Annotated in this window: 20 protein-coding genes and 1 pseudogene; 12 read left to right on the top strand and 9 right to left on the bottom strand. The window is 47.9% G+C overall.

What is annotated here, in order from left to right; genetic code table 11:
• Nucleotides 1-105: 105 nt before the first annotated feature.
• From JGK14_RS29620 to JGK14_RS29605, 4 genes and pseudogenes are all read left to right on the top strand, one after another.
• Nucleotides 106-420 (top strand): annotated as a pseudogene (locus JGK14_RS29620) (zinc ribbon domain-containing protein); the annotation flags it as partial.
• Between the two features lie 369 nt (nucleotides 421-789).
• The gene (locus JGK14_RS29615) at nucleotides 790-1,521 is read left to right on the top strand and encodes a PP2C family protein-serine/threonine phosphatase (RefSeq protein WP_293177062.1); all 732 of its coding nucleotides are present in this window, start codon (nucleotides 790-792) and stop codon (nucleotides 1,519-1,521) included.
• A gap of 77 nt (nucleotides 1,522-1,598) precedes the next feature.
• Nucleotides 1,599-2,819 (top strand): anhydro-N-acetylmuramic acid kinase, encoded by a 1,221-nt coding sequence (locus tag JGK14_RS29610; protein ID WP_325315825.1) that lies wholly within the window; start codon nucleotides 1,599-1,601, stop codon nucleotides 2,817-2,819.
• An 80-nt stretch (nucleotides 2,820-2,899) separates the two neighbouring features.
• Complete coding sequence (locus JGK14_RS29605; RefSeq protein WP_293177066.1) at nucleotides 2,900-3,349, top strand: hypothetical protein; 450 nt, start codon at nucleotides 2,900-2,902, stop codon at nucleotides 3,347-3,349.
• A gap of 664 nt (nucleotides 3,350-4,013) precedes the next feature.
• Here JGK14_RS29605 and JGK14_RS29600 read toward each other — a convergent pair.
• From JGK14_RS29600 to grpE, 8 genes are all read right to left on the bottom strand, one after another.
• Nucleotides 4,014-4,211, bottom strand: coding sequence for an NblA/ycf18 family protein (locus tag JGK14_RS29600; RefSeq protein WP_006635253.1), 198 nt, complete (start codon nucleotides 4,209-4,211; stop codon nucleotides 4,014-4,016).
• 623 nt (nucleotides 4,212-4,834) lie between these two features.
• Nucleotides 4,835-5,566, bottom strand: coding sequence for an ExbD/TolR family protein (locus JGK14_RS29595; protein ID WP_293177078.1), 732 nt, complete (start codon nucleotides 5,564-5,566; stop codon nucleotides 4,835-4,837).
• A 15-nt stretch (nucleotides 5,567-5,581) separates the two neighbouring features.
• Complete coding sequence (locus tag JGK14_RS29590; RefSeq protein ID WP_293177080.1) at nucleotides 5,582-6,370, bottom strand: MotA/TolQ/ExbB proton channel family protein; 789 nt, start codon at nucleotides 6,368-6,370, stop codon at nucleotides 5,582-5,584.
• 246 nt (nucleotides 6,371-6,616) lie between these two features.
• A complete protein-coding gene (gene rsgA, locus JGK14_RS29585) occupies nucleotides 6,617-7,867 on the bottom strand; it encodes a ribosome small subunit-dependent GTPase A (RefSeq protein ID WP_293313064.1) in 1,251 nt (416 codons plus the stop codon).
• Complete coding sequence (locus JGK14_RS29580; RefSeq protein ID WP_293177084.1) at nucleotides 7,864-8,154, bottom strand: sulfurtransferase TusA family protein; 291 nt, start codon at nucleotides 8,152-8,154, stop codon at nucleotides 7,864-7,866. Before JGK14_RS29580 ends, rsgA begins: the two co-directional genes overlap by 4 nt.
• 451 nt (nucleotides 8,155-8,605) lie before the next feature.
• Nucleotides 8,606-9,733 carry a molecular chaperone DnaJ gene (gene dnaJ, locus JGK14_RS29575; protein ID WP_293177088.1) on the bottom strand — a complete coding sequence of 376 codons (1,128 nt, stop codon included), beginning with the start codon at nucleotides 9,731-9,733 and terminating at the stop codon, nucleotides 8,606-8,608.
• 132 nt (nucleotides 9,734-9,865) lie between these two features.
• Nucleotides 9,866-11,986, bottom strand: a complete 2,121-nt coding sequence (gene dnaK, locus JGK14_RS29570) for a molecular chaperone DnaK (RefSeq protein ID WP_325315824.1) — start codon at nucleotides 11,984-11,986, stop codon at nucleotides 9,866-9,868.
• 289 nt (nucleotides 11,987-12,275) lie between these two features.
• The gene (gene grpE, locus JGK14_RS29565) at nucleotides 12,276-13,067 is read right to left on the bottom strand and encodes a nucleotide exchange factor GrpE (RefSeq protein WP_293177092.1); all 792 of its coding nucleotides are present in this window, start codon (nucleotides 13,065-13,067) and stop codon (nucleotides 12,276-12,278) included.
• A gap of 1,148 nt (nucleotides 13,068-14,215) precedes the next feature.
• Between grpE and JGK14_RS29560 the strand changes: the two genes are divergently transcribed.
• The 6 genes from JGK14_RS29560 to JGK14_RS29535 all read left to right on the top strand — a co-directional run bounded on the left by JGK14_RS29560 (nucleotide 14,216) and on the right by JGK14_RS29535 (nucleotide 23,040).
• On the top strand, nucleotides 14,216-16,225 hold the full coding sequence (locus JGK14_RS29560; RefSeq protein ID WP_293177094.1) for a GspE/PulE family protein: 2,010 nt from the start codon (nucleotides 14,216-14,218) through the stop codon (nucleotides 16,223-16,225).
• Between the two features lie 169 nt (nucleotides 16,226-16,394).
• Nucleotides 16,395-17,492, top strand: a complete 1,098-nt coding sequence (locus tag JGK14_RS29555; protein ID WP_293177096.1) for a type IV pilus twitching motility protein PilT — start codon at nucleotides 16,395-16,397, stop codon at nucleotides 17,490-17,492.
• A 249-nt stretch (nucleotides 17,493-17,741) separates the two neighbouring features.
• Entirely contained in the window at nucleotides 17,742-18,869 is a 1,128-nt protein-coding gene (locus JGK14_RS29550; RefSeq protein ID WP_293177098.1) for a type II secretion system F family protein, read from the top strand.
• Nucleotides 18,870-19,288: 419 nt separating this feature from the next.
• Nucleotides 19,289-19,903: a hypothetical protein gene (locus tag JGK14_RS29545; protein ID WP_293190566.1), complete on the top strand. Its 615-nt coding sequence runs from the start codon at nucleotides 19,289-19,291 to the stop codon at nucleotides 19,901-19,903.
• A 330-nt stretch (nucleotides 19,904-20,233) separates the two neighbouring features.
• Nucleotides 20,234-21,889 (top strand): ABC transporter substrate-binding protein, encoded by a 1,656-nt coding sequence (locus JGK14_RS29540; RefSeq protein WP_325315823.1) that lies wholly within the window; start codon nucleotides 20,234-20,236, stop codon nucleotides 21,887-21,889.
• 140 nt (nucleotides 21,890-22,029) lie between these two features.
• The gene (locus JGK14_RS29535; RefSeq protein ID WP_325315822.1) at nucleotides 22,030-23,040 is read left to right on the top strand and encodes an ABC transporter permease; all 1,011 of its coding nucleotides are present in this window, start codon (nucleotides 22,030-22,032) and stop codon (nucleotides 23,038-23,040) included.
• Here the strand turns inward: JGK14_RS29535 and JGK14_RS29530 are convergent, their stop codons facing one another.
• The gene (locus JGK14_RS29530; protein ID WP_325315821.1) at nucleotides 23,041-23,463 is read right to left on the bottom strand and encodes a hypothetical protein; all 423 of its coding nucleotides are present in this window, start codon (nucleotides 23,461-23,463) and stop codon (nucleotides 23,041-23,043) included.
• Nucleotides 23,464-23,577: 114 nt separating this feature from the next.
• On the opposite strand from JGK14_RS29530, the gene JGK14_RS29525 reads away from it, so the two are divergent.
• On the top strand, nucleotides 23,578-23,721 hold the full coding sequence (locus JGK14_RS29525; RefSeq protein WP_293177108.1) for a hypothetical protein: 144 nt from the start codon (nucleotides 23,578-23,580) through the stop codon (nucleotides 23,719-23,721).
• 190 nt (nucleotides 23,722-23,911) lie between these two features.
• Nucleotides 23,912-25,780: an efflux RND transporter periplasmic adaptor subunit gene (locus JGK14_RS29520; RefSeq protein ID WP_293233582.1), complete on the top strand. Its 1,869-nt coding sequence runs from the start codon at nucleotides 23,912-23,914 to the stop codon at nucleotides 25,778-25,780.
• Nucleotides 25,781-25,894 lie beyond the last annotated feature (114 nt).

The following is a 25,894-nucleotide window of genomic DNA, read 5'->3' as shown; positions in this document are numbered from 1 at the left end:
TACCTTGGGATGGCCGACCACTCAATAGCGCAGGAAGTGAACTCTTTCATTGTAGCTAAAGATGGCTTTAGTTAAGTTTGGGTAAGTTTTACGAAGCAGGGGAAGTGCTACGTCGAAGTAGACCGTTTTTTCCCATCCTCAAAGACTTGCTCAGTCTGTCTCAATCGAGTTGGTAATTTGCCGTTGAATGTGCGGTCATGGCAGTGTCAAAGCTGTGAAACAAAGCATGACCGGGATGTCAACGCAGCGGTCAATATTCGAGATGAAGGACTCCGTATTTTAGCGTTAGGAACTAGCGCTACTGCCAAGGTCGGGAAGGTAAGTCCAAAGTCCCGAAGGCGTAAGTCATCCGTTTCTAAGGCACTACCCGTCGAAGTTGGAAGCTCCGCCCTCAACGACCGAAGCGCTCAGGGCGCGTAGGAAGTAGGGCGGGGTAGTTCACTGTTAAGTTTTCGCAGGCTGACAACAAGTTTCTCAACTTGACAGCTATTACTTGCTAGGGACACTAAAACCCCGGTTGCTGCATAGATTTCTCCCCAGCCAAATGTCTTATTTTGAAGCTAGAAATCCCTTTTTTTGCCCAGGTGTTGCTGAATGCAGCTTGATTTACGAAAATTTTCAGACGGAATTAGCATCAGACGATCTACAATGTAAGGCTAATGAAGTGCAATTTTTCCAAGACTAGCGATCGGCAGAAATTTCAGTACCGTTCGGAATTTTAAGTTTTGTAATCAAAAATTGCACCCATTAAATCAAGCTTTGAAGTTCGATGAGTCCAAGCACCAATCTATGAAACGCTCTTTCGCAGGTAAGACAGATACAGGGCTGGTTCGTTCCGTAAATCAGGATTCGTACCACATAGACCCTGACGGGCGATTTTTCATAGTGGCCGACGGCATGGGAGGACACGCGGGAGGTCAAGAAGCCAGTCGGATTGCGACTGGGGCGATTCAATCTTATTTGCTCGAACATTGGGAAGGGCCTGAAGATTCTCCCCTGTTGTTGTCCAAGGCTTTGTTAATTGCCAATCAAGCAATTTTGACCGATCAGCTCGAACATCCCGAGCGTGCTGATATGGGGACTACGGCTGTGGTTCTGATCTTTAGGGATGAGGGCAGACCTTGGTGCGCTAATATCGGGGACTCTCGCTTGTATCGGCTGCACGGATCTCATTTGGATCAGATTACTGAAGACCAGACTTGGGTGGCTCAGGCTGTCAAAAGAAAGGCCCTGACTCCGGATCAGGCTCGCAGTCATCCTTGGCGTCACGTTTTGTCCCAGTGTTTGGGCCGCGATGATTTGCACGAGATAGATATTCTGCCGGTGGACGTAAAGCCCGGGGATCGCTTGTTGCTGTGCAGCGACGGCTTGACTGAGGAACTTTCCGATCCTTTGATTGCTTCGCCTCTGAAGTCGATTCGCGCTTGCGAGGGCGCTGCAACTGCTTTGATTGAAGCCGCTAAGGATAAAGGGGGACGGGACAATATTACTGTGGTGATCGTGACGATCGACCTCAAATAATATCCTCGCACCCTCGCATACCTAAAAATCTCCCAATCTCCGAATCAAAAAATCTAAAATCTAAAATCTAAAATCGAATGGTTCGCGTTATCGGTTTGATGAGTGGCACGTCGGTGGATGGCATTGATGCTGCTTTAGTGGATGTGCTCGGTTCCCAAGCAGACTTAAAAGTGCAGTTGGTTGCCGGCAAGACTTTCCCTTATCCTGCTACTTTGCGATCGCAAATTCTCTCAGTTTGCAGCGGTTCTGCGTTGTCCATGGCTGAACTCGCCGAATTAGATGATGCGATCGCCCAAGAATTTGCTAAGGCAGCCTTGACAATTCAAACAGAATATGATAAAGCGGAATTAATCGGCTCTCACGGTCAAACTGTCTACCACCGACCCCCAGGGAATATGGAAAACAGTAGTTTTTCTGCTGCACCTAGCCCCGGCTCAGACATGGGTTACAGCTTGCAACTCGGGCGGGGCTCGCTCATCGCGCAATTGACAGGCATTACGACTGTGAGCAATTTTCGATCGGCAGACATTGCAGCAGGAGGTCAAGGAGCACCCTTAGTCCCAATAGTTGATGCCTGCCTGCTTGCCGAACCCAACCGCAACCTCTGCATCCAAAATCTCGGCGGAATTGGCAATTTTACTTATCTTCCTGCCAGGAAAGATCGGGAATTGGCTGACAAGTCTGGGGTTTCTCCTCTGGGCGAGGGTATCTTGGGTTGGGATACCGGGCCGGCAAATTCGCTGTTAGACTTGGCAGTGCAGCACTTCTGTGACGGAACAAAAACTTGTGACGAAGGTGGAGCTTGGGCGGCAAGTGGCACTCCCTGTCAAGCTTTAGTAGAGAATTGGCTAGAGCAAGATTTTTTCATCCAAGCACCGCCCAAATCTACAGGGCGAGAGTTATTTGGTGTAGACTATTTTAACCGTTGTTTGGTCGAGGCTCAAGGTTACAACCTCAGTCCTGCTGATGTGCTGGCTACTTTGACGGAACTGACTGTTGCTTCGATCGTTCACAGTTACCAAACTTTTTTGCCGCAGATGCCCGATCGAGTTTTATTGTGCGGGGGCGGCAGCCACAATCTCTACTTAAAACGCCGATTGCAAGCACAATTGCATCCAGTGCAAGTATTGACTACTTCTGAGGCAGGCTTGAGTGTAGATTTTAAAGAGGCGATCGCTTTCGCGGTTTTAGCCGCCTGGCGGGTTCGGGGTATTCCCGGCAATCTGCCTCAAGTTACTGGTGCTTGCGCGCCGGTTCTGTTAGGAGAAATTAACTCTTGTTGGCACAGTTGGGCATGATAGCATAGAGTCTGAGGGACAACGGCTGTGCGTTGTTGCACCAGCATTGTAGCCAGCAGGAAAAGCATAGGAACAGCACTGTGGCTCACACGTTTTTAATGGAATCTGGCCAATGGACGCTCGAAGGAAGTTGGATTGAGCGCAATGGCGTGCCAATTACGGTAAAAGGCAAAACTTTAGTGAGCTGGAACCGAACAGATTGGTTCAGTATGGTGACGAAGCTCGTGTTTCCAGGAGGCGATCGCGAAGAGATTATTTTGCAGTACCGAGGACACCTCAACAACGATGAGCGGCAGTATACTTTTGTACTCCAACACAGCGAACTCGGCCGAGTCGAGGGCGAAGGTTGGATTGCTCCCCAGTCGATCGTCCAACGTTACTGGGTACTCGGAGATGAACGCCAGCGGCGGACGGGTTTTGATACCCTCCACCGCGTTGATGAAAATCGCTACTACCAATCTAGTGGCATCATGTCTGGTCATTACTTGACGAGTACAATGGAGGCAACTCTGGAACGTCAGTCGGAATAACTCTTTGTAGAGTTACAAGTTGCCAGTTATGGGACTTGAGTAGAAAATTAAAGTTTAGCTGGTCGGATATCGCCTTGTGATGTCCGACTTGCTCAATTCTTCCTCAAAGCCACCCGCTGCAACTTGAGAGGGCTAGCAGCGATTCGGGCGCTATTGATATCCTGCTCCCACAATCGCTTACTCTAAAAGTAGACACCGCAAATCTGACTTTACAGGATATTAAGAGCTGTAGTGAAGTGTTAAGCTCGCCATATCAAACAATTTCCCTTTCTGGAAATTACATAATTATTTGTGGCTTTAATTTATTGTATAAAAAAATATAGATATTGTCGAAAAATTTATAATTTTTGACAGGCGGATCGATAAATTATTGTTGCTGTGTGGTGCGATCGTCGATCGCACTATTACCGAGATTCTATCCCAAATTTTTGTAGAATCAAAACATAATAAACTGCGAGTTTGTCTGACGCGAGAATCAGTTCTCGATAAATCGGTAAAAATTGTTTCTACCAAATGCCTCTAACCTGATAAATTCATCCGTATATCAGTGTCGAGCTCTGAGGATATTCTGCTTTATACCTTTGAGTGACGCCCCATCACCCCCAACTCCTTTCCGCCTGAGGGAAGAGAGTAAGAGACGGAGGTCGCCGACTGCGACTCTAGGCTACTCAACGCCTGGATTGGGTTCTAGACCCCAATGGTGTTTGAGAAAATGGCGGTACATGGTTTCGCGCAACATCATTTGCTCGTAAAGCTTGACCAAAAACTCCTGAGCTTGCTCGCGGCTCATGTCACTTACCTGTGTTTTGAAGGAACACAGGCTAAATTGCTGCTCCAAAGACAATTCTGCTGGTTGGCTCATGACTTTGACTCCTGTAGTAAGTAAAAGTGACTTGACAGTGAAACCTGGATTAACCAGATTTGTAAGTTGTTTCTGTAAGCTGCTTCAGCGATCGGCTCTTGGTTTCAGGATGTCCCGCAAGCCTATCTCGCTTTAGTATATTACAAAAGGTAACAATAATTTGACAAAATTACCATCTTTCCTAAGAAATAACTTAACCATAGAGATGGCAAGATGTCCGCAAAAGTTCCTTCCGCAGACTTATACCACTCTATCTACTTGTCAAGAGAAAAAAGGCTCAGTATGAACCAAAATAATTGCAGCGATTTATACCAACTCGCGCGGAAATTCTCTCTGGCTGAGGGGGAGAGCGGGTGCTGACGGGTGTAGGTTTTTTGGTAAAAGCCTTATCCCATAAGAGTTTGAGATTTTAAGAGGCAAAAGCCCAAAACTTTTGCACTGTCTAGATTTGCTGGGTTTTGCCAGGGGAAAACCTACACCTGTCAGGAGATCGGGTGAGGAGAGATGGGGAGAGTAGGAGAATTTATATTTGTCTCTTCTCCCTTACCTTCTTCCTTGTATTCGTTAAATCGGCTACATCTGTTAAATCCCGCACACTGCTTCCAAACTTGGAAGCGTTCTTACTAATTTGAGGGAGGGACATTCGGCGGTGGAGTAGCAGCTCCGGGCCTGGAATTGGGGGCAATGGGTGCGGGCGAAACGGGAGGAATTCCCAGATTTCCCCCAGAGTTGCTCGGCTGCTGTCCCGGTGCTGGAAGAGGAGATTGAAACTGATTGGGATTGAACTGCTGCTGCCCCGGAGCCGGAAGAGGAGATTGAAACCGATTCGGATTGAGCTGCTGTTGCCCAGGAGCTACGGGAGACGGCAGGGGTTGAGGGTAATTGCCCGAAGGTGCCGCAGGAATCCCCGAATTGGGAAGCGACGGATTATTCGGCTGGGCAGAGGGAGCCGAACTAGGAAGAGTTGCTAGAGCTACTCGATCGCCCCCTACCTCTCGCAATTTGTCTAAAACCTCCACAACTTTGGCGTATTTAGCATTTTGAGGAGCGTACAACACCGTCAAGCCGGCAGGATTTGTGCTGTGGAAACTCTTTAAAACTCGATCGAGCTGCTGGTAATTAACAGGCAATTGGTCGATATAAGTTTGCCCGAAATCGTCAATGCTGACAATCAGCATCTCTCGCATCTGCGTTTGTCCAGTCTTCGCCTTCGGCAAATCGACATTAATCGCTTGCTGGCGAGTCAGTTGCAAAGCCGCCACCAAAAAAAACGTCAGAATGCAAAAGATCACGTCAATTAAAGGCACCAGTTCAATCCGAGCCTCTTCAGCAGGAGTATCTAAGTGAATCTTCATCAGTTGTTCTTTGTTCTAATTATTAGAAGGTGAATCTTCAGCCGGATCGGAACCTTTCAATTTCGGCTCCCTGAGACGTTCTCCCGATGATTCTTGAGAATTGAGAGAACGCCTGTTCAAACCATCAGAACCAAAGGAAGAATTGTTGTGATCTGTACCGGGCGATCGACCTTTAGCATTAGCAGTCGGCCAATATTGTCTGTAGAGCAATTCCATTTCATTTCCAGCTTTGCGAAATATTTTGGCTTGGTTGAACAAAAAAGCTTGAAATATCCGATAAAACGCCAAGGTAAAAATTGCTACTACCATCCCACTCGCAGTCGTGATCAGCGCCTCGCTAATCCCCAAAGTCACGCCAGTGGTTGCCGCCGTACCGATGTCGCCCAGACGGATGGAACTGAGGGAGTTAATCAAGCCCAAAACTGTTCCCAGCAAGCCCAGCAAAGGGGCGAGAGCGATCGTCGCTTCTAAGATTTTGTCCCCGCGGCGCATCGAAGCCAACTCTTCATCGGCGGCTGCTTCGAGGGCGAGTCGAAATAAATCTGGTTCGGGATTGTACAGGCGCAGGGGTGCAGAAAGAAATCGCCCGATCGGCTGTCGGTTGGCTTGTCTGGCAATCTCGTTAGCCGCCCCCCAATCGCTCCGCGCCGCGTCGAGAATCCGGTTAACTATCTGCTTCTCTTTGCTCAAGAGGCTTGCCCAGAACCACAAGCGCTCGATAATTGTACTTACAGATAGAATCGATAACACCAACAGGGGCCACATGGCGGGGCCGCCTTTTTGAAACAGTTCTTGAATATTCACAATATTTTTGCTCCTGCATTACCCGCTAACTTTTGCTTCTGTTCTACTTTTTTTTACAAATCTAAGGCCATTTAATTTTAGCGATTAATGTACTCAGGACTTACGCACTCGCCACTAAAGAAACCGGGTCTTGCAGTCCAAGGCCTCGGGTGGCAAAGAAGTATCTTACTCGATCAAATCCCGTTGCTGAGTAAGTCTTGGTAATATTGTCAGACTCCTCGCGGGCGATCGGCGGCGACTACTTCCTCAGAATTCCTCTAAATCTTCTTGACACATATCTTGCAGCGACTGGTGTTGCAGGCGGCGGGAAGAGCGACGATATTTTTTAGTTTGCAGTTTCGGTTCATACTGCTGTGTACCGTCGGACTTGGTTTGCTGCTTCAAACTGGATTCGGCGCTGCTGGAGTTTTGCAGAGCTTGCTGGCGGACGATCGCCTCTTCCATAAAATTCAAGTAATACTGGTAACGCTCCCAATCTCCCCGCACCACACAGTTAGGCTCATCGCGGTGCGAACAGTCGCTAAACTGGCAGCTACCCAAAGCCAGCCTCTGACGAGCTTCTGGGAAATATTCAGCTAACTCCGACGGATCGGATTCGAGAGCCGGCTGATTAAAGCCCGGAGTATCAGCCAGCAATCCGCCGTCGGGGAGTTCAAATAGTTCGACGTGGCGAGTTGTGTGGCGCCCGCGGCCGAGTTTGCCTGAAACAGCGCTCACTCGCAGGTTCTGCGCCGGAATCAGTTGGTTGATCAAGCTGGACTTGCCGACGCCAGAAGGCCCACAAATTATCGTTATTTTGTCTTGGGTGTGGCTGTGGAGAAAGTTCGGCAAGGGATTTTGTACGGAATTTAACGGAGCTAACGGATGAGCCGAATTTGCTAGTAGGGGGTTCTCCTCAGAAGGCAACAGAGAACCATCTATTTTGTCCGATAAATTCTGGGAAGTTACTTTTTCGACATAAACTTTATTTTGAAAATTTGTGGCAACTTCCTGCACTCCTAAACCGCTGCGAACGCTAATAAACATTGGTTCGTAGCCCCAACGTGAAAGCCGATCGCGCCACTGTTCCAACTCCTCGGCCCTCACCAAATCGCATTTGTTCAGGCACAAACTCACCTCTAAACCTGTAGATTCTGCCTTGACTAAAAACCGAGTTAATGAGGCGGGGTCTAAATCGGGTTCGGCGAGGGCAAAAACGAGGAGAATGCGATCGGCATTAGCGACAGGCGGGCGGTTGAGTTCTGTGCGGCGGGGGAAGACTTCTGAAATTGCACCCCGGCGGTCAGTCCAGTCCGGTTCGTCTACCACCACGCGATCGCCCACCATCACCTGTTGACCAATTTTTTTGAGTCGAGTGCGGCGAGTGCACAGGAGAGTGGGAGCATCCGCCAGGGCTATATTCTCGTGAATCCCGGCTGCTGGATCTAGCCTGACTCGGTAGAAGTTAGCCTGAACAGCCACGACTGTACCGACGAGAGAGGACAAATTCAGGCTCATCCGGCTTCCTGGAGTTCTGGGCGCTGCACTTTCATGGCAAAAAAGCCAGACTCCGACTCATCCGCCATAAATTGCGTTTCGAGAATTTGATAGCCTTCCATTTTCAGACTATCAGGCACTTGTTCGATCGGCTCCCCAGCATCCAGCCACACTTCCAAAACAGCACCAGGTGGCATTTGTTCCAAGCGCAATTTAGTGCGGACAAAATTCAGAGGACACGGAGTCCCCCGCAGATCGATTTTGGCATCTGGGGATTTGGGATTTTCAATTGTGGATGTTGAATTCATAATGCGTTTTAGATTCTCAAATTTCCCATCTCAATTCTTGAAAGCCTTATTTTATCGTGAACAAATTGACGAATAATTATTCTACCGCCGATTTTTGACACCAATTGGTGTCATTTTTTTGAGGACTATTCCCACAAATTGCCCAACAATTATTCTACGACCGATTTTTGCACAAATTGCCCAACAATTATTCTACGACCGATTTTTGACACCAATTGGTGTCATTTTTTTGAGGACTATTCCCACAAATTGCCCAACAATTATTCTACCTGTACAAAATGAGCGCAATTGCGCTGACTTTTTTGACAGAGAATTAAACAAATTGCCGAACAATTATTCTACCTGGGCAAAATGAGACCAATTGGTCTCATTTTTTTGATAGAGAATTTAAAAAATTGCCACGGAATCATCAAACAGGAAAATTTGACACCCATGGGTGTCAAAAAATTGCTTATTTCTGAAACAAATTGCCCAGAAATCCTTCCAAGCCGCCTTTACCAGTACGATCGCCCTTCAGCTTAGCAAGCTGCATCAGCAACTCCCGTTCCTCAGCCGTCACCTTAGTCGGAATATCAATAGACACCGCAATCAAATGGTCGCCGCGACTGACTGGATTGCCCAACTTAGGCACTCCTTTTTTCTCCAGAGTCAGAACAGTATTCGCCTGAGTTCCCGTAGGAATCAACAATTCCGTCGGCCCATCTACAGTTTCCACTTCCAATCGGCAGCCCAAAATTGCTTGCAAATAACTAATCTTCACTTCCGAATTAACGTTAATGCCGTCCCGCTTAAATAACGGGTCTTCATTCACAGCCAAAAACACGTAAAGATCCCCCGGCGGCCCGCCCAACTTGCCAGCATCCCCTTCATTGGAAACGCGCAAACGAGTACCGTTATCTACCCCGGCTGGAATAGTGATTTTCAGCTTTTTCATCACTTCTTTCTGACCGCGGCCGCCACAAGTTTCGCACTTGTCCTCAATTACTTGCCCGGTGCCGTTGCAGGTGGGGCAAACAGAAACTTGAGTAAAGCTGCCGAAAGGCGTGCGGGTAGCGCGTCGGACTTGACCGCTGCCGGTACAAGTCGAACAGGTTTGAGGTCTGGTTCCCGGCTTGGCGCCAGTTCCGGTACAAGTTTCGCAGGTTTCTAGGTGCTTGATGCGGAGTTCTTTTTCCCCACCAAACACAGCTTCGCGAAACTCTAGCCGCAAGTCGAGGCGCAAATCATCTCCGCGCACGGGGCCACTGCGTCTGCGACCTTGCTGTTGGGCGCCCGCCCCTCCTTGAAAACCCTGAAAGAAGCTTTCAAAGATGTCAGCAAAGCTGTCGCCGAAGTCTTGGAACCCAGGCGCGCCTGCACCACTGACACCTTGTTCGCCAAAGCGATCGAAACGGGCGCGGGTTTCCGGTTCCGATAGTACCTCGTAGGCACGGTTAATTTCTTTAAACCGCTCCTCAGCTCCAGATTCTTTGTTGACATCTGGATGGTACTTGCGAGCTAGGCGGCGGTAAGCACGCTTAATTTCCTCTTTGTCTGCACTGCGAGAAACGCCTAATATTTCATAGTAATCACCGGCCATAAAGCTGCTTGCCTGGAGGTAAATAACAAAAAGTGTACGAAAAATAAACGGGCGACCTTTCCTGAAATTACCAATTAAAAATTAAAAATTCTCATTGTTAATTGTTAATTTTTAATTTTTAGCTTTTCAGTTCTAAAGGAAAGGATTCATCTCATCAACTTCAGGTTCGGGAACCTTCGGTTTGGGTTCCGGTTGTGGTTCCGGCTGTCGCTTGGACTGTCGTTCCGGTTTGGGTTCCGGTTGTGGTTCCGGCTGTCGCTTGGACTGTCGTTCCGGTTTGGGTTCCGGTTTGGGTTCCGGTTGTGGCGGAGCTTGTGCCGGAGCTTGGGGCGCCACCAGCAGCTCTTCTGTCAGGAAAAGGCTGTCGTCGGTAGCTGCAACCTCTTCTAGTTCTGACATCATCTCGCTTTCAACCTCTGGCGAGGAGTGGGCTACCCCGCTGCGGGCTTGCTCGTAGACTGCTGTCCCGAGGGAGTATAGCAGTTGCTTGAAAGCTTCGATTTGCTCGGTGAGTTCCTCAACATTGATGTCGGGGTTAGCCATCGCGGCCTTCAAAGCTGTTGCTGCTGATTCGGCTGCGACTTTGAGGTCGTCGCTGAGCAATTGCGCGTTGGTTTTCAAAGTGACACCACAATTATAGACCAGGGTGTCGGCTTGATTTTTGAGTTCGACTACTTGAGCGCGCTTGATGTCCTCGTCGGCGTAAAGTTCGGCTTCTTGCCGCATCCGCTCGACTTCGGTTTCGCTCAAGCCTCCTGTATTGGAAATTTGGATGCTTTGTTCTTTGCCGGTTCCCTTGTCTTCAGCGGCAACTTTGAGAATGCCGTTGGCATCGATTTCAAAGGTAACTTCGATTTGAGGTACGCCGCGGGGGGCTGCGGGAATGCCTTTGAGCAGGAATTTGCCGAGACTTTTGTTGTCTTTTACCAATGCGCGCTCGCCTTGGAGGACGTGAATTTCTACGGAGGTTTGTCCGTCAGCAGCCGTGCTGTACATTTGCGATCGACTGGTGGGGATGGTTGTATTGCGATCGATTACTTTGGTAAACACACCGCCCAAAGTTTCGAGTCCCAGGGAAAGCGGCGTCACGTCTAGCAACAGCAAATCTTTGACTTCACCGCCCAACACCCCGGCTTGAATTGCCGCACCTACGGCTACAGCTTCGTCGGGATTCACCGATTTATCGGGAGACGCGCCCCCAAAATACTTACTAATTGCCTCTTGAACTGCCGGAATTCGGGTTGAGCCTCCGACTAAAATAATCCTGTCTATATCTTTCGGGGTAAGACTTGCGTCTTTGAGGGCTTGAGTCACCGGATCGATCGTCGCCTGCACCAAATGACCCACCAGTTTTTCAAACTGAGCCTTCGAGAGATCCATTTCCAAATGCTTCGGCCCTTTAGCATCAGAGGAGATGAACGGCAAATTAATGGATGTGGATTGCGAGAGAGAGAGTTCAATTTTCGCCTTTTCCGCAGCTTCTCGGAGGCGCTGCAATGCCATTTTGTCTGTTGAGAGGTCGCTACCTTCTTGAGTTCGGAAAACTTCTACCAGCCACTGAACTATGCAGTTATCAAAGTCATCTCCTCCGAGATGGTTGTTACCTGCGGTGGCGTTGACTTCAAAAATTCCGTCTCCCAATTGCAGGATCGAAACGTCGAAAGTACCGCCGCCGAGGTCAAAGACCAAGATTTTCTGTTCGATATTTTGCTTGTCGAGCCCGTAGGAAAGGGCGGCCGCCGTCGGTTCGTTGACGATCCGCAGGACTTCTAAACCCGCGATCGTACCGGCGTCTTTAGTCGCTTGGCGCTGGGCGTCTGTAAAGTATGCCGGCACAGTAATCACGGCTTGGGTAACAGTTTGTCCCAAATAAGCTTCAGCATCTTGCTTGAGCTTTTGGAGTACCATTGCCGAGATTTCTTGGGGGGTGTGAACTTTGTTCCGAATTTGGACGTTAACGGTGTCGTCTTTGCCTTTGATGCAGGTATAGGGAGTGCGGGATCGTTCTTCTTCCGTGTCGTCCCACCTGCGCCCGATAAATCGTTTGATGCTGTAAACAGTATTTACAGCATTAGTTACAGCTTGCCGCTTGGCTAGTTGACCGACTAAGCGATCGCCCGCCTTGCCAAATCCTACGATGCTCGGAGTTGTGCGGCCGCCCTCGGAATTGGCGATCACGACGGGTTTACCGCCCTCCAATACAGCTACGCAACTGTTGGTCGTGCCTAAGTCAATTCCAATAATTTTTCCCATAGCGCCTCATAAAACTTTGTGGGATGTTTGGAAACTTCCAACTACAAGTTGGGGTATAAAAAACGACTAAGCTTGTTTTAACAAGCATCACTGACTGGATTTGTAGGAAACAAACTTGATATTTTAATGCAAGATCGCAGACTCATTAAAACATTGTTCAGAATTTGTTGAGAAAGCGCTGACCTGCTTTTAGTCCTGAATTAAGAAGTTGGTGAGTTTGCCACCTTCGTGCCCCCGAATTCTCTTCGGGGGTCCGTGCAGGGCGAGGAATGCAGTAGCTTTTGTCCGATTAACTTTCCGAACTATCGGGATTTTCATCTGAGGCTACCACAGATATCCCAGGCGCTGCAACTTTCACTTTGGCGTGGCGCAAGACACGATCGCCCAGAATGTAGCCGCGTTCTAGTTCTTGGATGATTGTTCCTTCCTCGTGTTCGTCTGTGGGCTCGCTGAGGAGAGCTTCGTGGAGGTTGGGGTCAAACTGTTCGCCTTCAGGGCGCATCGGAGAAACCCCAATTTGCTTGAGACCATCTACCATTTGCTTGTAAACGCTTTGGTAGCTTTTGTGAATGTTCATTTCGCCGTCGTTTTGCGGCTTAATGTGCGATCGAGCGCGCTCGAAATTGTCGATTACCGGCAACAGGGGCTTGATCGTGAGACACCTTGCCTGTAAATCTAACTCTTCTTTTTCCTTTTGGGTGCGCCTGCGGAAGTTTTCAAAATCTGCTGCTAGGCGGAGATTTTGATTTTTTAGGTCTTCTAGTTGAGCTGATGTGGCTTGCAACTGAGTTTTTAAAGCCTCTTTTTCATCTCTTATCGAAGCGAGTTCCCTCTTCCATGATTCAGCCGCGTCTGCTGTCGGGCTGTTGGTGGAATTGCCGGTGACAGGATCTCCGGATGCGTTTGCTCCCTTGCGATCGCCCTCGGCGCTTTGATAAGCTTGAGCAAGTTCGAGTTCCCAATCGGCTGCTTCGTTAGAGTTTGCTGGTGCCGGCGGAGTTTCGCTTGCCATTGGTGAACCCTCTGGGGTTTCCCCAGTTGAGTTAGGATCTAGATCTTGCTGTTTTTCCTCGTCAATCATAAAAGCTGCGCGACAGAACCCTATCAATTCTAGCAGATACACTTAACACGGTAAATGTACAGAACTATAATTTACTGTGTATGGCACTATCTGATTCATAGGAAAGCTCCGGTCTCTGTGCAGGAATCTCTCAAAGCTTGCAATATTTTATGGAAATGACATCTCGATCTCTAGTTCTAGTAAGACCGTCATTGGAGCTAACACAAGGTTTCTTGTATCGCAATTTGGGAATAACACCCTCGCATTGATAGCAAGTTTAGAAGGATATTAAGCAGTTAGATTTCCTGAAAATAATTGAGCTGTTGATGGCTGATACTTCAATATTTGCGGCAAAATACAGTTAATTAAAGTTAATTTATATGGCTGTTTTATTCGCAGATAGAGGCTTGTATTTTACAATTGAGTGCGTTTAAAAATAGGGAGGTGTCCTCGATTATTGGGGAGTAAAATGAGAAACATTAGCTGGTATTGGGTACCGGCCACTCGGTAGATACGATTGATCTCTAATTTGCCAATAGGCAAAATTGATGAACTGTCAACCTTTCCTCACAAAGGTTAGGACACCAGAGAGAATTAGATGAATATTGGCAGGGAAAAAACTAGATCTGCTCAAAATCTGGGCGATCGAAATCTGCGATCGGGCGATCGCCCGCAACCCGATCGCAGATAATTAATCAAAATATATCTCACTAGACCGATCGATGGCTTTCGTCAAAGCTATCATCATCAAAGCTCGCACAGCCGATCTTTAAGGTAGTACAGAGAACCGCGCTACCACGGGCGCTGTAATTTGACCAAACAATTTGCGAATATACAATGATCGTGGAAAGGCGACAGACCTCAGGATCAATCCCCAAGTGATGTGCCATGAGGCTATAACGAGAGTATCTCGCAGGTCGATCGGGTCAGTAAGCAACTTAGCACTCAACAAACAAAATTTGATTGCAAGCATCGACCAATCCCTCCAACGTCTCATCAATTTGTGGACGAAAATGAGAGGAGACTACGAGCTTACACTTGACATATAGGGATAGAGCACAAATATGATAGCTCATCCACAAGCAAAAGATACGGGGGTTTTAACCCCGCGTTGGTTTTCCTCTCAGCACTTTCTGTGACTGAGTTTCCCACAAGAATGAGTGTTTTTTATGACTAACACATCCCAGGGGTCTCCTCGCACATCGATAGTTGCTATCAGCGTTTTGCCTCCGGCTCTCAACAAGATGATTCAGTCGGGTTACGTCAACGGCGACCAAGTGAAACAAGCTCAACTTGAAAGCCGGAAGTCGGGTAAGCGGTTGACGGAGGTATTAGAAGCACTTACCGGGCAGCCGTTACCTCCTGAATTGCTGCGGCTTTACAAGAAGCAGCAGATGTTTGAACGGAAGATTGTCTACGGGGTTGAAGCGTATGACCCGGAGATGAGCGAAATGTCGAACGAGCAACTCGGAATTATGCTCGATGGGTTGAAAATTTCGATCGACATTTGTCACCAAGGTCGCTTTTTACCAGTAGCGAAGACTGAAACCGAGCCTCAGGCTGTTTTAGTGGCAATGGTAGATCCCGACAACCTCAACGCCATAGAAGATTTGCGGCGGATTTTACAGCCTCACGGCTTGGCTTTGCAGCGACGGGTGATTACGCCAGACGACTACCAGGACATCACTTCGGCATATCAAGACGACCAAGTTAAGGTAGCCGCCAAAATAGCAGAAGCCGATAAGCAGAGAAAGCTGGAGTTAGGGGAGGGAGATTTTGGCGAACTCTCATTAGAAGAGGAGAGTGCTGACCAAGAAGACCTAGCTAACACCATAGACGATGCTGAGGCTGCTCCGGTAATTAAGGCTGTCAATATCATTTTGGCTAAAGCTTTGTCGGAAAAGGTGTCGGACATCCACGTAGAACCTCAAGAAGAGTTTATGCGGATACGGATGCGGAAAGATGGGGTGCTGCAAGAGTATTTCCGGTTTCCGAAACAGGTAGTGCAATCGATTACGGCTCGTTTCAAGATTATTGCCAACTTGGACATTGCCGAACGCCGACAAGCTCAAGATGGTCGTATCCGCCGGGTGTTTGAGGGACGCACGGTAGATTTCCGGGTAAATAGCTTGCCTTCCCGGTACGGCGAAAAAATCGTGCTGCGGATTTTGGACAGTTCCAGCACTCAGTTGGGTTTGGGTTTGTTGATCTCGGATCAAGAAACTCTGGCTTTGGTGCGAGAGACTGCTAGCCGTCCGTTCGGACTGATTTTGGTGACGGGGCCTACGGGTTCGGGTAAGTCAACTTCTCTGTACTCGATTCTGGCGGAACGCAACGATCCGGGGGTTAATATCAGTACGGCGGAAGACCCGATCGAATATGCTTTGCCAGGAATTACCCAATGTCAAGTAATTCGGGAAAAAGACTTGACTTTTTCCAACCTGCTGCGGGCGTTTTTGCGGCAAGATCCTGACGTGATTTTGGTGGGGGAAACGCGGGACAGGGAAACGGCAAAAACTGCTCTCGAAGCTGCTTTGACGGGACACTTAGTGCTGACTACGCTGCACACTAATGACGCGGCTGGGGCGATCGCGCGTTTGGACGAAATGGGCGTAGAACCGTTCATGGTTTCAGCCGCTCTGTTGGGCGTGTTGGCTCAGCGTCTGATGCGGCGCGTTTGCGACAAATGCTGCATTCCTTACCAGCCTACTGCGGCCGAACTCGGTCGCTACGGTCTGTCGGCTTCTCAAGAAATCGATCTGACTATTAACAAAGCCAACACCATACCAGTGGAGGAAAGGAAAGGACTCGCAGAACGCGATCAACTTTGTCGGAAGTGCAGCGGCCTAGGCTACAAAGGACGGGTAGGCGTTTACGAGTTCCTGAAAAATACTGAGCGGCTGCAAACTCTGATCACTCAAGGGGCTCCCACAGAGCAACTTAAGGAAGCAGCGGTAGAAGAAGGGATGAAAACGTTGTTGGCTTACAGCTTGCAGTTGGTGCGGGAAGGGGCGACTACCTTTGAGGAAGTCGAGCGGGTGACCTTTACTGACTCCGGGTTGGAGGCGGAACTGAAAGCCAAACGCAAGCAGGGACTTACCTGCAAAACTTGTCGGGCGGAATTGAAGCCGGAGATGCTGGATTGTCCGTACTGCTTGACGCCGCGCTTTTTGGATTGATTCATCCGTCATCCGTCATTCGTCATTAGTCATTAGTCATCCGTCATCCGTCATTAGTCATTAGTGATTAGTCAGTAGAAAAACAACTGTCAACTGTCAACTGTCAACTGTCAACTGTATCTGAGCTAAATTGGTCAATAACTATCAACTAGATTGAGAAGAGGTATCTATGGGTCTGATGATTGAAGACGTATTGGAGTCCCTGGTAGAGCAAGGGGGTTCGGACATACACATCCAAGCAGGCGCGCCTATCTTCTTCCGCGTCAGCGGGAAACTAACTCCTCAGTCGCAATACGGCGACATTCTGTCTGCTGAGGAAGTGCAGATTCTGATCTTCCAAATGCTCAACAATATGCAGCGCAAGCAGTTGGAAATGGAGTGGGAACTCGACTGCGCTTACGGGGTGAAGGGATTGGCTCGGTTCCGGGTGAATGTGTACCGGGAACGGGGTGCTTGGGCTGCTTGTATGCGGGCTCTGGCTTCTAAGATTCCTAACGCAGATGCTTTGGGCGTGCCGCAGATTTTACGGGATCTGACGGAAAGACCCAGGGGTATGCTGTTGGTGACGGGACAAACGGGTTCTGGGAAAACAACGACGATGGCGGCTTTGTTGGATCTGGTCAACCGGACGCGGGCGGAACACATTTTGACGGTTGAAGACCCGATCGAATATGTGTTTCCGAATGTCAAGAGTTTGTTTCACCAGCGTCAAAAGGGGGAAGATACTAAGAGCTTTGCTAATGCGCTGAAAGCAGCCCTGCGGGAAGATCCTGATGTGATTCTGGTGGGAGAAATGCGGGACTTGGAAACGATCGGTCTGGCAATTTCGGCGGCAGAAACGGGTCACATGGTGATGGGAACGCTGCACACTAATTCGGCTGCTGCTACGATCGATCGGATTTTGGACGTATTCCCGCCCATTCAACAACCCCAGGTTCGCGCCCAAGTGTCTAACTCTTTAGTCGGAATTTGCAGCCAAAATTTGGTTGTGAAAGTTGGGGGCGGCCGCTGCTGCGCTATGGAAATCATGGTGAATACTCCAGCTATGGCTAACTTGATCCGGGAGGGCAAAACTCCTATGATTTACTCCCAAATCCAAATGGGGGCAAAATTGGGCATGAGGACGATGGAAATGGCCCTCGCTGAACTTTACAAGGGCGGTAAAATCACTTGGGAATCGGCAATGGCCAAGGCTTCTAAGGCTGACGAACTCGAACGCTTGATCGGCCCGGCACCTGTTGGTACAGGCAAGGTAGGGGCTCATTAATTGAGTCAGTCAGTCCATTTTAGATTTTAGATTTTAGATTTTAGATTTAATTGCAGCGCAGTGAATCTGGGAGCTTGAATTACGATCTAAAATTGGGGGATCGACTCTCATGAGTGTTGGGGACTTGTACCTGTTTTGGGGCGAAGCAATCAGTTATTGGTCAGCAGTCCGCAGAAATGACCAATCACTAATGACTAATGACTGATTGCCAATGACTAATGACTTTTAATAATTTTCCAGAGGCAATCTATGGCTACAAATGTTATTAATCCAAAACCAAAAACAGGCTTCGATCTCAGTAGGATTCAGGAGCAATTTGAGTATAGCCTTAGCAGTCTTACTGTTAAGGATATGGCGATTTTTGCTCGTCAGTTTGCGGCTATGTTTAATGCCGGGGTGGCGATCGTGAGATGCCTTTCCGTGCTGCACGAACAGTGCTCTAATGCTAAGTTGAAACGAGCACTCAGGAGCATGAATGCTGACGTGCAAGAGGGGATAAACTTGGCAGAGGCGATGGCTAAGTTTCCTGATGTTTTTGACCAACTGTTTATCAGTATGGTGGCGGCGGGAGAGGTCGGCGGTGTGCTAGATGAAACCCTCGACCGTCTGGCGGTGATGATGGAAAAAAATCACAAGACGGAGGCTGAAATTAAATCTGCGATGTCTTATCCGAAGACTGTGTTTTTCATCGCGATTGTGATTTTTTTCGCAATGACGATTTTTTTGCTACCAACTTTCGCAAAAATCTTTAAGGATATTGGTGCAGACTTGCCTGCTTTTACGGTGTTTATGTTGGGGATTAGCGCATTTTGTACGGCTTGGCCTCCGATCCAACAACTGACAGTTATTGGGGTAATTATAGCGCTAAAATTTGCCTTTGATATGTACTACAAAACTCCAGTAGGTCACCTCCAAATCGATAGAATTGCGATGAAGTTGCCAATTTTTGGAGATTTGATTGAAAAATCGGCGGTGGCGAGGTTTTGCGTCATCTTTGGCTCGCTGACGCGATCGGGTGTGCCGATTCTTAGCTCTTTGGAAATTGTGCGAGATGTGGCGGGAAATCAGGCGATCTCAAATGCGATCGAATATGCAAGGCAGGAAATTCAAAGCGGTGGCATGATCAGTATTGCTTTGCAAGAACAAGCTGTTTTTCCCTCCTTGGCAATTCAAATGATGGCAATTGGCGAGGAGACTGGGGAACTTGACAAGATGCTGATGAAAGTTGGCGCTTTTTACGAAACCGAAGTCGAAGAAGCAGTCAAGGGACTTACCAGTATGCTAGAACCTCTGATGATTGTTGTGGTCGGTGGTATCGTAGGTTCGATTTTGCTGTCGATGTATCTGCCGATGTTCTCAGTGTTTCAGAAGCTGTAGACAATTGACAGTTGACAGTTGACAGTTGACAGTTGTTAGTTGTCAGTTGACAGTTGTCAGTTGTCCGTTGACAGTTGACTCTTGTCAGTTGGCAGTTGACAGTTGTTATTTGTTATTTAAGAGTTGTCATTAGCTTTGTTTGAGTTGTTAATAATGTTCAGTCAGTGATATGGCCTTGGCTAATCTTTGAATAACCAATGACCAATTGTTGCCAAGTAATGAATAACCAATTGCCAATTACCAATTACAAATTGCCAATTACAAATTGCCAATAACCAACGACAATTGACCAATGACTAATGACCAATGACTAATGACCAATGACTAATGACCAATGACTAATGACCAATGACTAATGACTAATGACTAATGACCAATGACTAATGACTAATAACTAATGACTAATTAATTGATTTAAAATGTCTGTAAAACAATCACATTACGAGGCTTTACTAGCACAGTACAGCGAATTTTCGGCAGCGATCGCCCTGCTGAAAAAATATCGGCTGTACATGGAGATGATTCCGAGTATCCGCCGCGCTAACGAAAGCTTAATTACCATTCCTTTGCCAATTGTGCGCTTGCGGGAGGGGGTTTCCTATGCGGGTAGGGGGGGGACTAGCATCTCTCCGGGACAGGCGGCTTGTTTGCCCTGCGATTTGGCGATTTTGATGTGCGATCCAGAGTGGAAAGTTAAAATTGGGGTGGAAATTTTGGTTTTTATTCACCGCCCTGGTGAAGATTTTTCGGATTTGTTGGGCCGCTGGCGGCAGTGTCAGGTTTGGTTGGATAAAACTTACGAGTGGGTGATGCCTTACCGCTACAGACATATTTTTAGCGATGAGGCTGAGGCTGTTCATCCGCTATTTGTTTTGTTTGAGGAAACTAGCGATCGCATTCAGCGCGGTTTGATGGCGGCGGGGTTGCCGTTTGTTGTTGAAAGTTTTGACTCGGGGATTGAGGAATTGGAGGATGAAGAGTTTCTCGGTAGCCCAGAATTGGGGAGTATGGGTGAAGAGAGTTATGAGTTGTAGGCGGTGGTGCGATCGAGAATGAGGTCTGTCTTGTAATGGTAATGGTAATTGGTAATGGGTAATCAGTAGACGAGCAATTGCATAAATATTTGATTGATAAATCAACCGCAGATGCAAGGCAGATCAACACAGATTAACGCAGATACATTTCTTGATTGGAAAGCTTAGGAGTGCAAGAGGTATAGTGTGTTCTATTTTGTTTGGTAAATTAAATTTAATTTAAAGATATAATTAACCGCAGAGAACGCAGAGGGCGCAGAGGAGAGAGAAAGAGGAAATTATAATTTTATTTAGATGAGTAGTATTTTTTATTAAACAGGAGCTATTGAGATGAGGTTGTTAAAATCCTGGCGTTTAGTTTTATTAGCTCTAGTTTTTGGGATGGCTGTAATTGTCTCAAATTGCGGCACTCCTGCAAATATTAGCAATAATTCTCCAACTGCGACAACTCCTGCGGCTGTTCCACCAGGGGCTTTAGTCTACGGTGCTGGCGGGCCGCCGGTGAATCTGGAACCGGGAAATGTTACTGATGGTAATTCGGTGATTGCGATCGACCAAATCTACAATCGCTTGACTGATTTTAAACCCGGAACCGTAGAACTCGCACCGAGTCTCGCTACTGAATGGTCGAGTTCTACAGATGGCAAAACTTGGACTTTTAAGTTGCGATCCGGGGTGAAGTTTCACGACGGCACGGATTTTGACGCGGATGCTGTTAAGTTTAATGTCGATCGCTGGTGGGATGCGAAAAATCCTCACGGGTATCGAGATTCGGGCAAAACTTATCAGATTTGGAAGAACTTTTTTGCTGGGTTTAAGGGTGATAAAGATTCGCTGGTCAAGGATGTGACGGTTGTTGATAAGTCTGCGATTAGGTTTGTGTTAAATCGACCTTTTGCGGCTTTTCCTTCGGCGATTGGGTCGGGTTATTTTGGGATTGCGAGTCCGGCGGCGGTGAAGAAAGCGGGTGCTAAATACGGCACTCCGGGGTCGCTGGCGGTGGGTACGGGGCCTTTTGTGTTTAAGGAATGGATCTCGGGCGATCGCATTATTTTAGAGAAAAATCCGAATTATTGGAAAGCGGGAACGCCGAAAGTCAATCAGTTGGTACTTCGTTTTGTGGACGATCCGGCGGCGAGACTCGCTCAATTGAGGGCTGGTCAACTAGATTTTACTGTGGATTTAACGCCGGATCAATTGAAAGAGGTGCAGGCGGATACTAATTTGGAAACTGTTTTGCGGCCTTCTTTTAATGTCGGTTATTTAGCCTTAAATCCGGGTTACGCACCTTTGGCGAAACCGGAGGTAAGACGGGCGATCGCCCAAACAATCAACAAGCAAGCCATAGTCAAGGCTTTCTGGGGAGAACTTGGCAAATATGATTCGCAATTTATCCCGCCTTCGCTGAATTGGGCGGAGTCTGACAAAGTTAAAGATTACGAATTTAACCCGCAGCAAGCTAAAGCAATGCTGGCGAAGGCCGGTTATCCCAACGGTTTTGATTTGGATTTGTGGTATATGCCCGTCAGCCGTCCCTATTTTCCCACGCCGAAGCCGATCGCTGAGGCTTTTGCTGCGGATTTAAGCGCGATCGGGATTCGGGTAAAGTTGCTGACAAAGGATTGGTCTGCTTATTTGGCCGATCGGCTAAAACCTCCGGGCTTTCAAGCTTTTATGATGGGTTGGACTGGGGATTATGGCGATCCTGACAATTTTTATTATCCTCACTTCGGGCCTGGTTCGACGGCGGATTTGGGAAATTGGAAAAATCCGAAGGTTTTGGAACTTTTGGATCGGGGGAGGGCGAGTGGGGATAAAGCAGCTAGAGGGAAAATTTATGCGGAAGTTAGCGAGATTTTGCATGGGGAGGCGGTGCGTTTGCCGATCGTACATTCGCAGCCACTTTTAGGGAAACGCAAGAATATTAAAGGTTGGATTCCGAGTCCTTTGGGTTCGGAGTCTTTTGAGGATGTGAGTAAGTCTTGAAAAATGCTGCATAGATTCAGACGTACGGTTGAAACCGCGTCTACACAAACAAAACAAGCCGGACGCCGGTTGAAGAAAATAAGGCAGAGAAAAATTTCGCAAAACACGATATCATCAGTTGCGAATTACTACTTATAAAAATGGCTAAATATATTGTTAAACGTTTGCTGGGAATATTACCAGTTCTGTTCGGAATCACGCTGCTGGTATTTGCTTTTTTGCACCTGATACCGGGAGATCCGGCGACTGTGCTTTTGGGAGAACGGGGAACTCCCGAACAGGTGGAAATATTGAAGGCTAGATTGGGCTTGAATCAGCCTTTACCTTGGCAATATTTGGCTTTTTTAAGTAGTTTGATTCGATTCGATTTAGGACATAGTATTATTAGCGGTATTCCGATTGTTGATGAAATCAGAAGTCGCTGGCCTGCTACTTTGGAACTGTCGGTGGCGGCGATGTTGGTGGCACTTATAATCGGAATTCCGGCGGGAATTTTGGCGGCTGTTCGGAAAAATAGCTGGCTGGACAATCTGACGATGAGCGGTTCTTTGATTGGCGTATCTTTACCAGTCTATTGGTTGGGATTGATGTTGATTTATTTGTTTGCTGTTTATCTGAAATGGCTGCCTCCTAGCGGGCGAATTAGTGTAGATTTGGGGTTTGGTTTTAAGCCAATTACGGGTATTTATGTTTTGGATGCTTTGCTGAGGTGGGATTTGGTGGCTTTGCGGGATGCGATCGCCCATTTAATCCTCCCAGCCTTAACTTTAGGAACAATCCCCTTGGCGATTATCGCTCGAATTACTCGTGCTGCAATGCTGGAAGTGCTGGCGCAAGATTACATCCGCACGGCGCGGGCTAAGGGTTTGCCGGAATTTTGGGTGGTTTTTAGACACGCTTTGAAAAATGCGTTTTTGCCGATCGTCACAACTATAGGTTTGCAGTTCGGCACGCTTTTGGGCGGCGCGATTTTGACTGAAACGATTTTCTCGTGGCCGGGAATTGGTTCTTGGATTTATAGCGGGATTCTGACGCGGGATTACCCAATTGTGCAAGGAGGAGTAATCTTTGTTGCTGTGACTTTTGTACTGATCAATCTGGCGGTTGATATTTCCTATGCTTTTTTTGACCCGAGAATTCAGTATCGTTAATTAGAAGGGAAGTTCTACAGCAAATGCTTGTTTAACATCCGGCTGTAGTAGGTAGTAAATGCTAGCGATCGCAAAACCCAGAGATAGAAAATTGACTGCTGCACCTGCGCTACCCAACATTTTGGCAATTTGGGTGACGACGGCGATGACATGGATAATTAATGTTCCAGTCCAAGCCCATTTTTTTAGTTGAAACAAACCCCATGCTAAGACTAGGGAAATAATTCCGATAATTATCGCGATCGCCGAAAAAATTGCAATGAAGCCGCCGATGACAGTGCCAACTTTTGCGCCGAATCCAACCGCGCCGAGACCGCCCAAAACGCCTGCAAATAGTAAGATGAACAAGCCGTCAAGCAGACTGAAGATGCCACTAATTAACTGTAAGATTGCCAGAACTGTAACGCTTTGAGGACGATTCATGTTGAAGCTTTTCCATTTTCAACGGATTTGCAAAATATTTTAACCTGTTGCGGGCACAGGGCACATAGATATTCAGGACTTGGACACTGTACGATCGACAAACGGGTTTATGAGATGTCAGCGTCTTCATACTGTGTAGTTACCGGGCGCGCACTGTGCGATCGCCCTACAAGACAACCCACGACTTACTGGAAGCCGATCGCCCACGCGGCAGATCCCGCCTCCGCAGAAAGTCAGTTGAGTGCGATCGAAGTTTGAGCTCGCCTCTTGAGACTGAAAAAACTTAACATTATTTAATAAGTTGCAAAGATTAGCTATAATTGTTTACAGGTGCTGGTTGGGGAACTTTTTTTAAATCACCCGATCGGATGAGTCTGAAAGACGATGCCGCGCATCAGAAAAAATTTTACCTTTAAGGTAATCCTGAGATTTAATTAGGTGAGTCGGTATGATCGTTAGCCCCAAAAAGGAAGCTGCTCAGGTCAAGGTGGAAGATACTCAAATTGTAGACACCAAGGCCCCAGAGACTAAAATTGCAGATAAAAAAACCGCCCAAAAGCAATCCCCGAAGAAAACCGCGCGGAAGATGCCGCGGTGGGCGATCGGTTTGGTTGCAGCCGGGTTGCTAGCTGTACCGACTACCATATATATATCAAAAAGTCGATCGCAGCCGAAAGTAGATGCGATCGCAGCGATGACAGTGCCGGTGGAAGCGCAAAACCTGACGGTGCGGATCACGTCTAGCGGGACGGTACAACCCGTACAGCGCGTGAATCTCAGCCCCAAAGGCTCCGGTCGGATCGCAGAGTTATTTGTCGAACAGGGCGATCGCGTCGAAGCAGGACAAATTGTGGCCCGCATGGAAAGCCGCGATGTGGAAGCTCAACTGGCTCAAGCCAAGGCCCGCGAAGCCAGCATTAGAGCTAAACTTGCCAAAATTGAAGCCGGAAATCGATCGGAAGACATCGCCAGCGCCCGCGCGCGTTTAGAGCAAGCCCAGGCTAGTCTGGCGCAACTCCAAGCCGGCAGCCGCGTCGAAGAAGTTGCAGGAGCCAGAGCTCGCTTGGAGCAAACTCAAGCCCGCTTACAGCAACTCAAAGCCGGCAGCCGCGTCGAAGAAGTCAGCCAAGGGCGAGCTCGTTTAGCCCAAGCTCAAGCCCGTTTAGCAGACGCTCAAACTGGCAGTGTCAAACAAGAAATTGCCCAAGCACAAACGCAAATTGAATCGAGTAAAGCTCAAGCCGAACTAGCAGCTCAGCGGGTGGAACGCAACCGCCCGTTAGTCCAAGAAGGTGCTCTTGCTCAAGATAAACTGGATGAACTGATTAAGGAAAATCGCACTGCCAAAGCTAAGGTAACAGAAGCCCAAAAACGCTTGCAACAACTGCAAGAAAGTCGGGAGTCGCAAATTCAGCAACTCCAAGCTGCTGTGGAAGTCGAGCAGCAAGCATTGAAGCAGTTGCAAAACGGCACGCGATCGGAAGAAATTACCAAAGCCGAGGCAGAAGTTGCTGAAGCTAGAAGTAAATTAGCACAAACAGAAAACGGCAACCGTCCAGAAGAAATCGCCAAAGCCGAAGCAGCAGTTGCTGAAGCCAGAAGCCAATTAGCTGTCCAAGAAAACGGCGCTCGCCCGGAAGAAATAGCTTCGGCTAAAGCTGATTTAGCCGAAGCTCAGGCTCAAGTCCGCTTTCAAGAAGTGCAGTTAGAAGATACAAAAGTTCGCGCTCCTTTTGCAGGAGTTATTACTCAAAGATACGCGATTCAAGGAGCTTTTGTAACCCCGGCAACTTCGGCATCGGAAGCTACTTCGGCAACTTCGACATCTATTGTCGCTCTCGCTAGAGATGTGGAAGTTTTGGCGAAAGTCCCGGAGGCAGATATCAGTCAAATTAAACCGGGTCAAGTTGTGGAAATTGTGGCTGATGCTTATCCAGATAAAGTGTTTAAAGGCAAGGTTAAATTAATTGCGCCCGAAGCTGTGAAAGAACGGGATGTGACGCTGTTTCAAGTGCGCGTCGCCATTGACACTGGCAAGGATTTCTTGCAGTCGGGGATGAATGTAGATTTGAGATTTGTCGGTCAAAAACTGAGCAATGCTTTGGTTGTTCCGACTGTGGCGATTGTGACCAATAAAGGTCAAACCGGTGTGCTGGTTCCCGATGAGAAACAGCAGCCGAAGTTTAAGCCTGTGACGGTGGGATCGACTATTGGTAACAAGATTCAGATTTTAGAGGGTGCTAAGGCGGGCGATCGGGTTTTTACTGAACTTCCTGCTGGTAAAAAGTTGGAGGATATTATTAAGACTCAGAAGTAGAGGAAGTTGGGCAACAAAGGTACGTTGTTGCGCTTAAGCGCTCTTTCCTAATCTTATAAAGAGCGCTGAAGCGCAACTACATACCTAAGAGTTAACTTTTTTTTAAATAAAGGT

It is taken from the genome of Microcoleus sp. PH2017_28_MFU_U_A (genome assembly GCF_020738035.1).
Classification (GTDB): domain Bacteria; phylum Cyanobacteriota; class Cyanobacteriia; order Cyanobacteriales; family Microcoleaceae; genus Microcoleus.
This window is presented reverse-complemented; position numbering and strand designations above follow the sequence as displayed.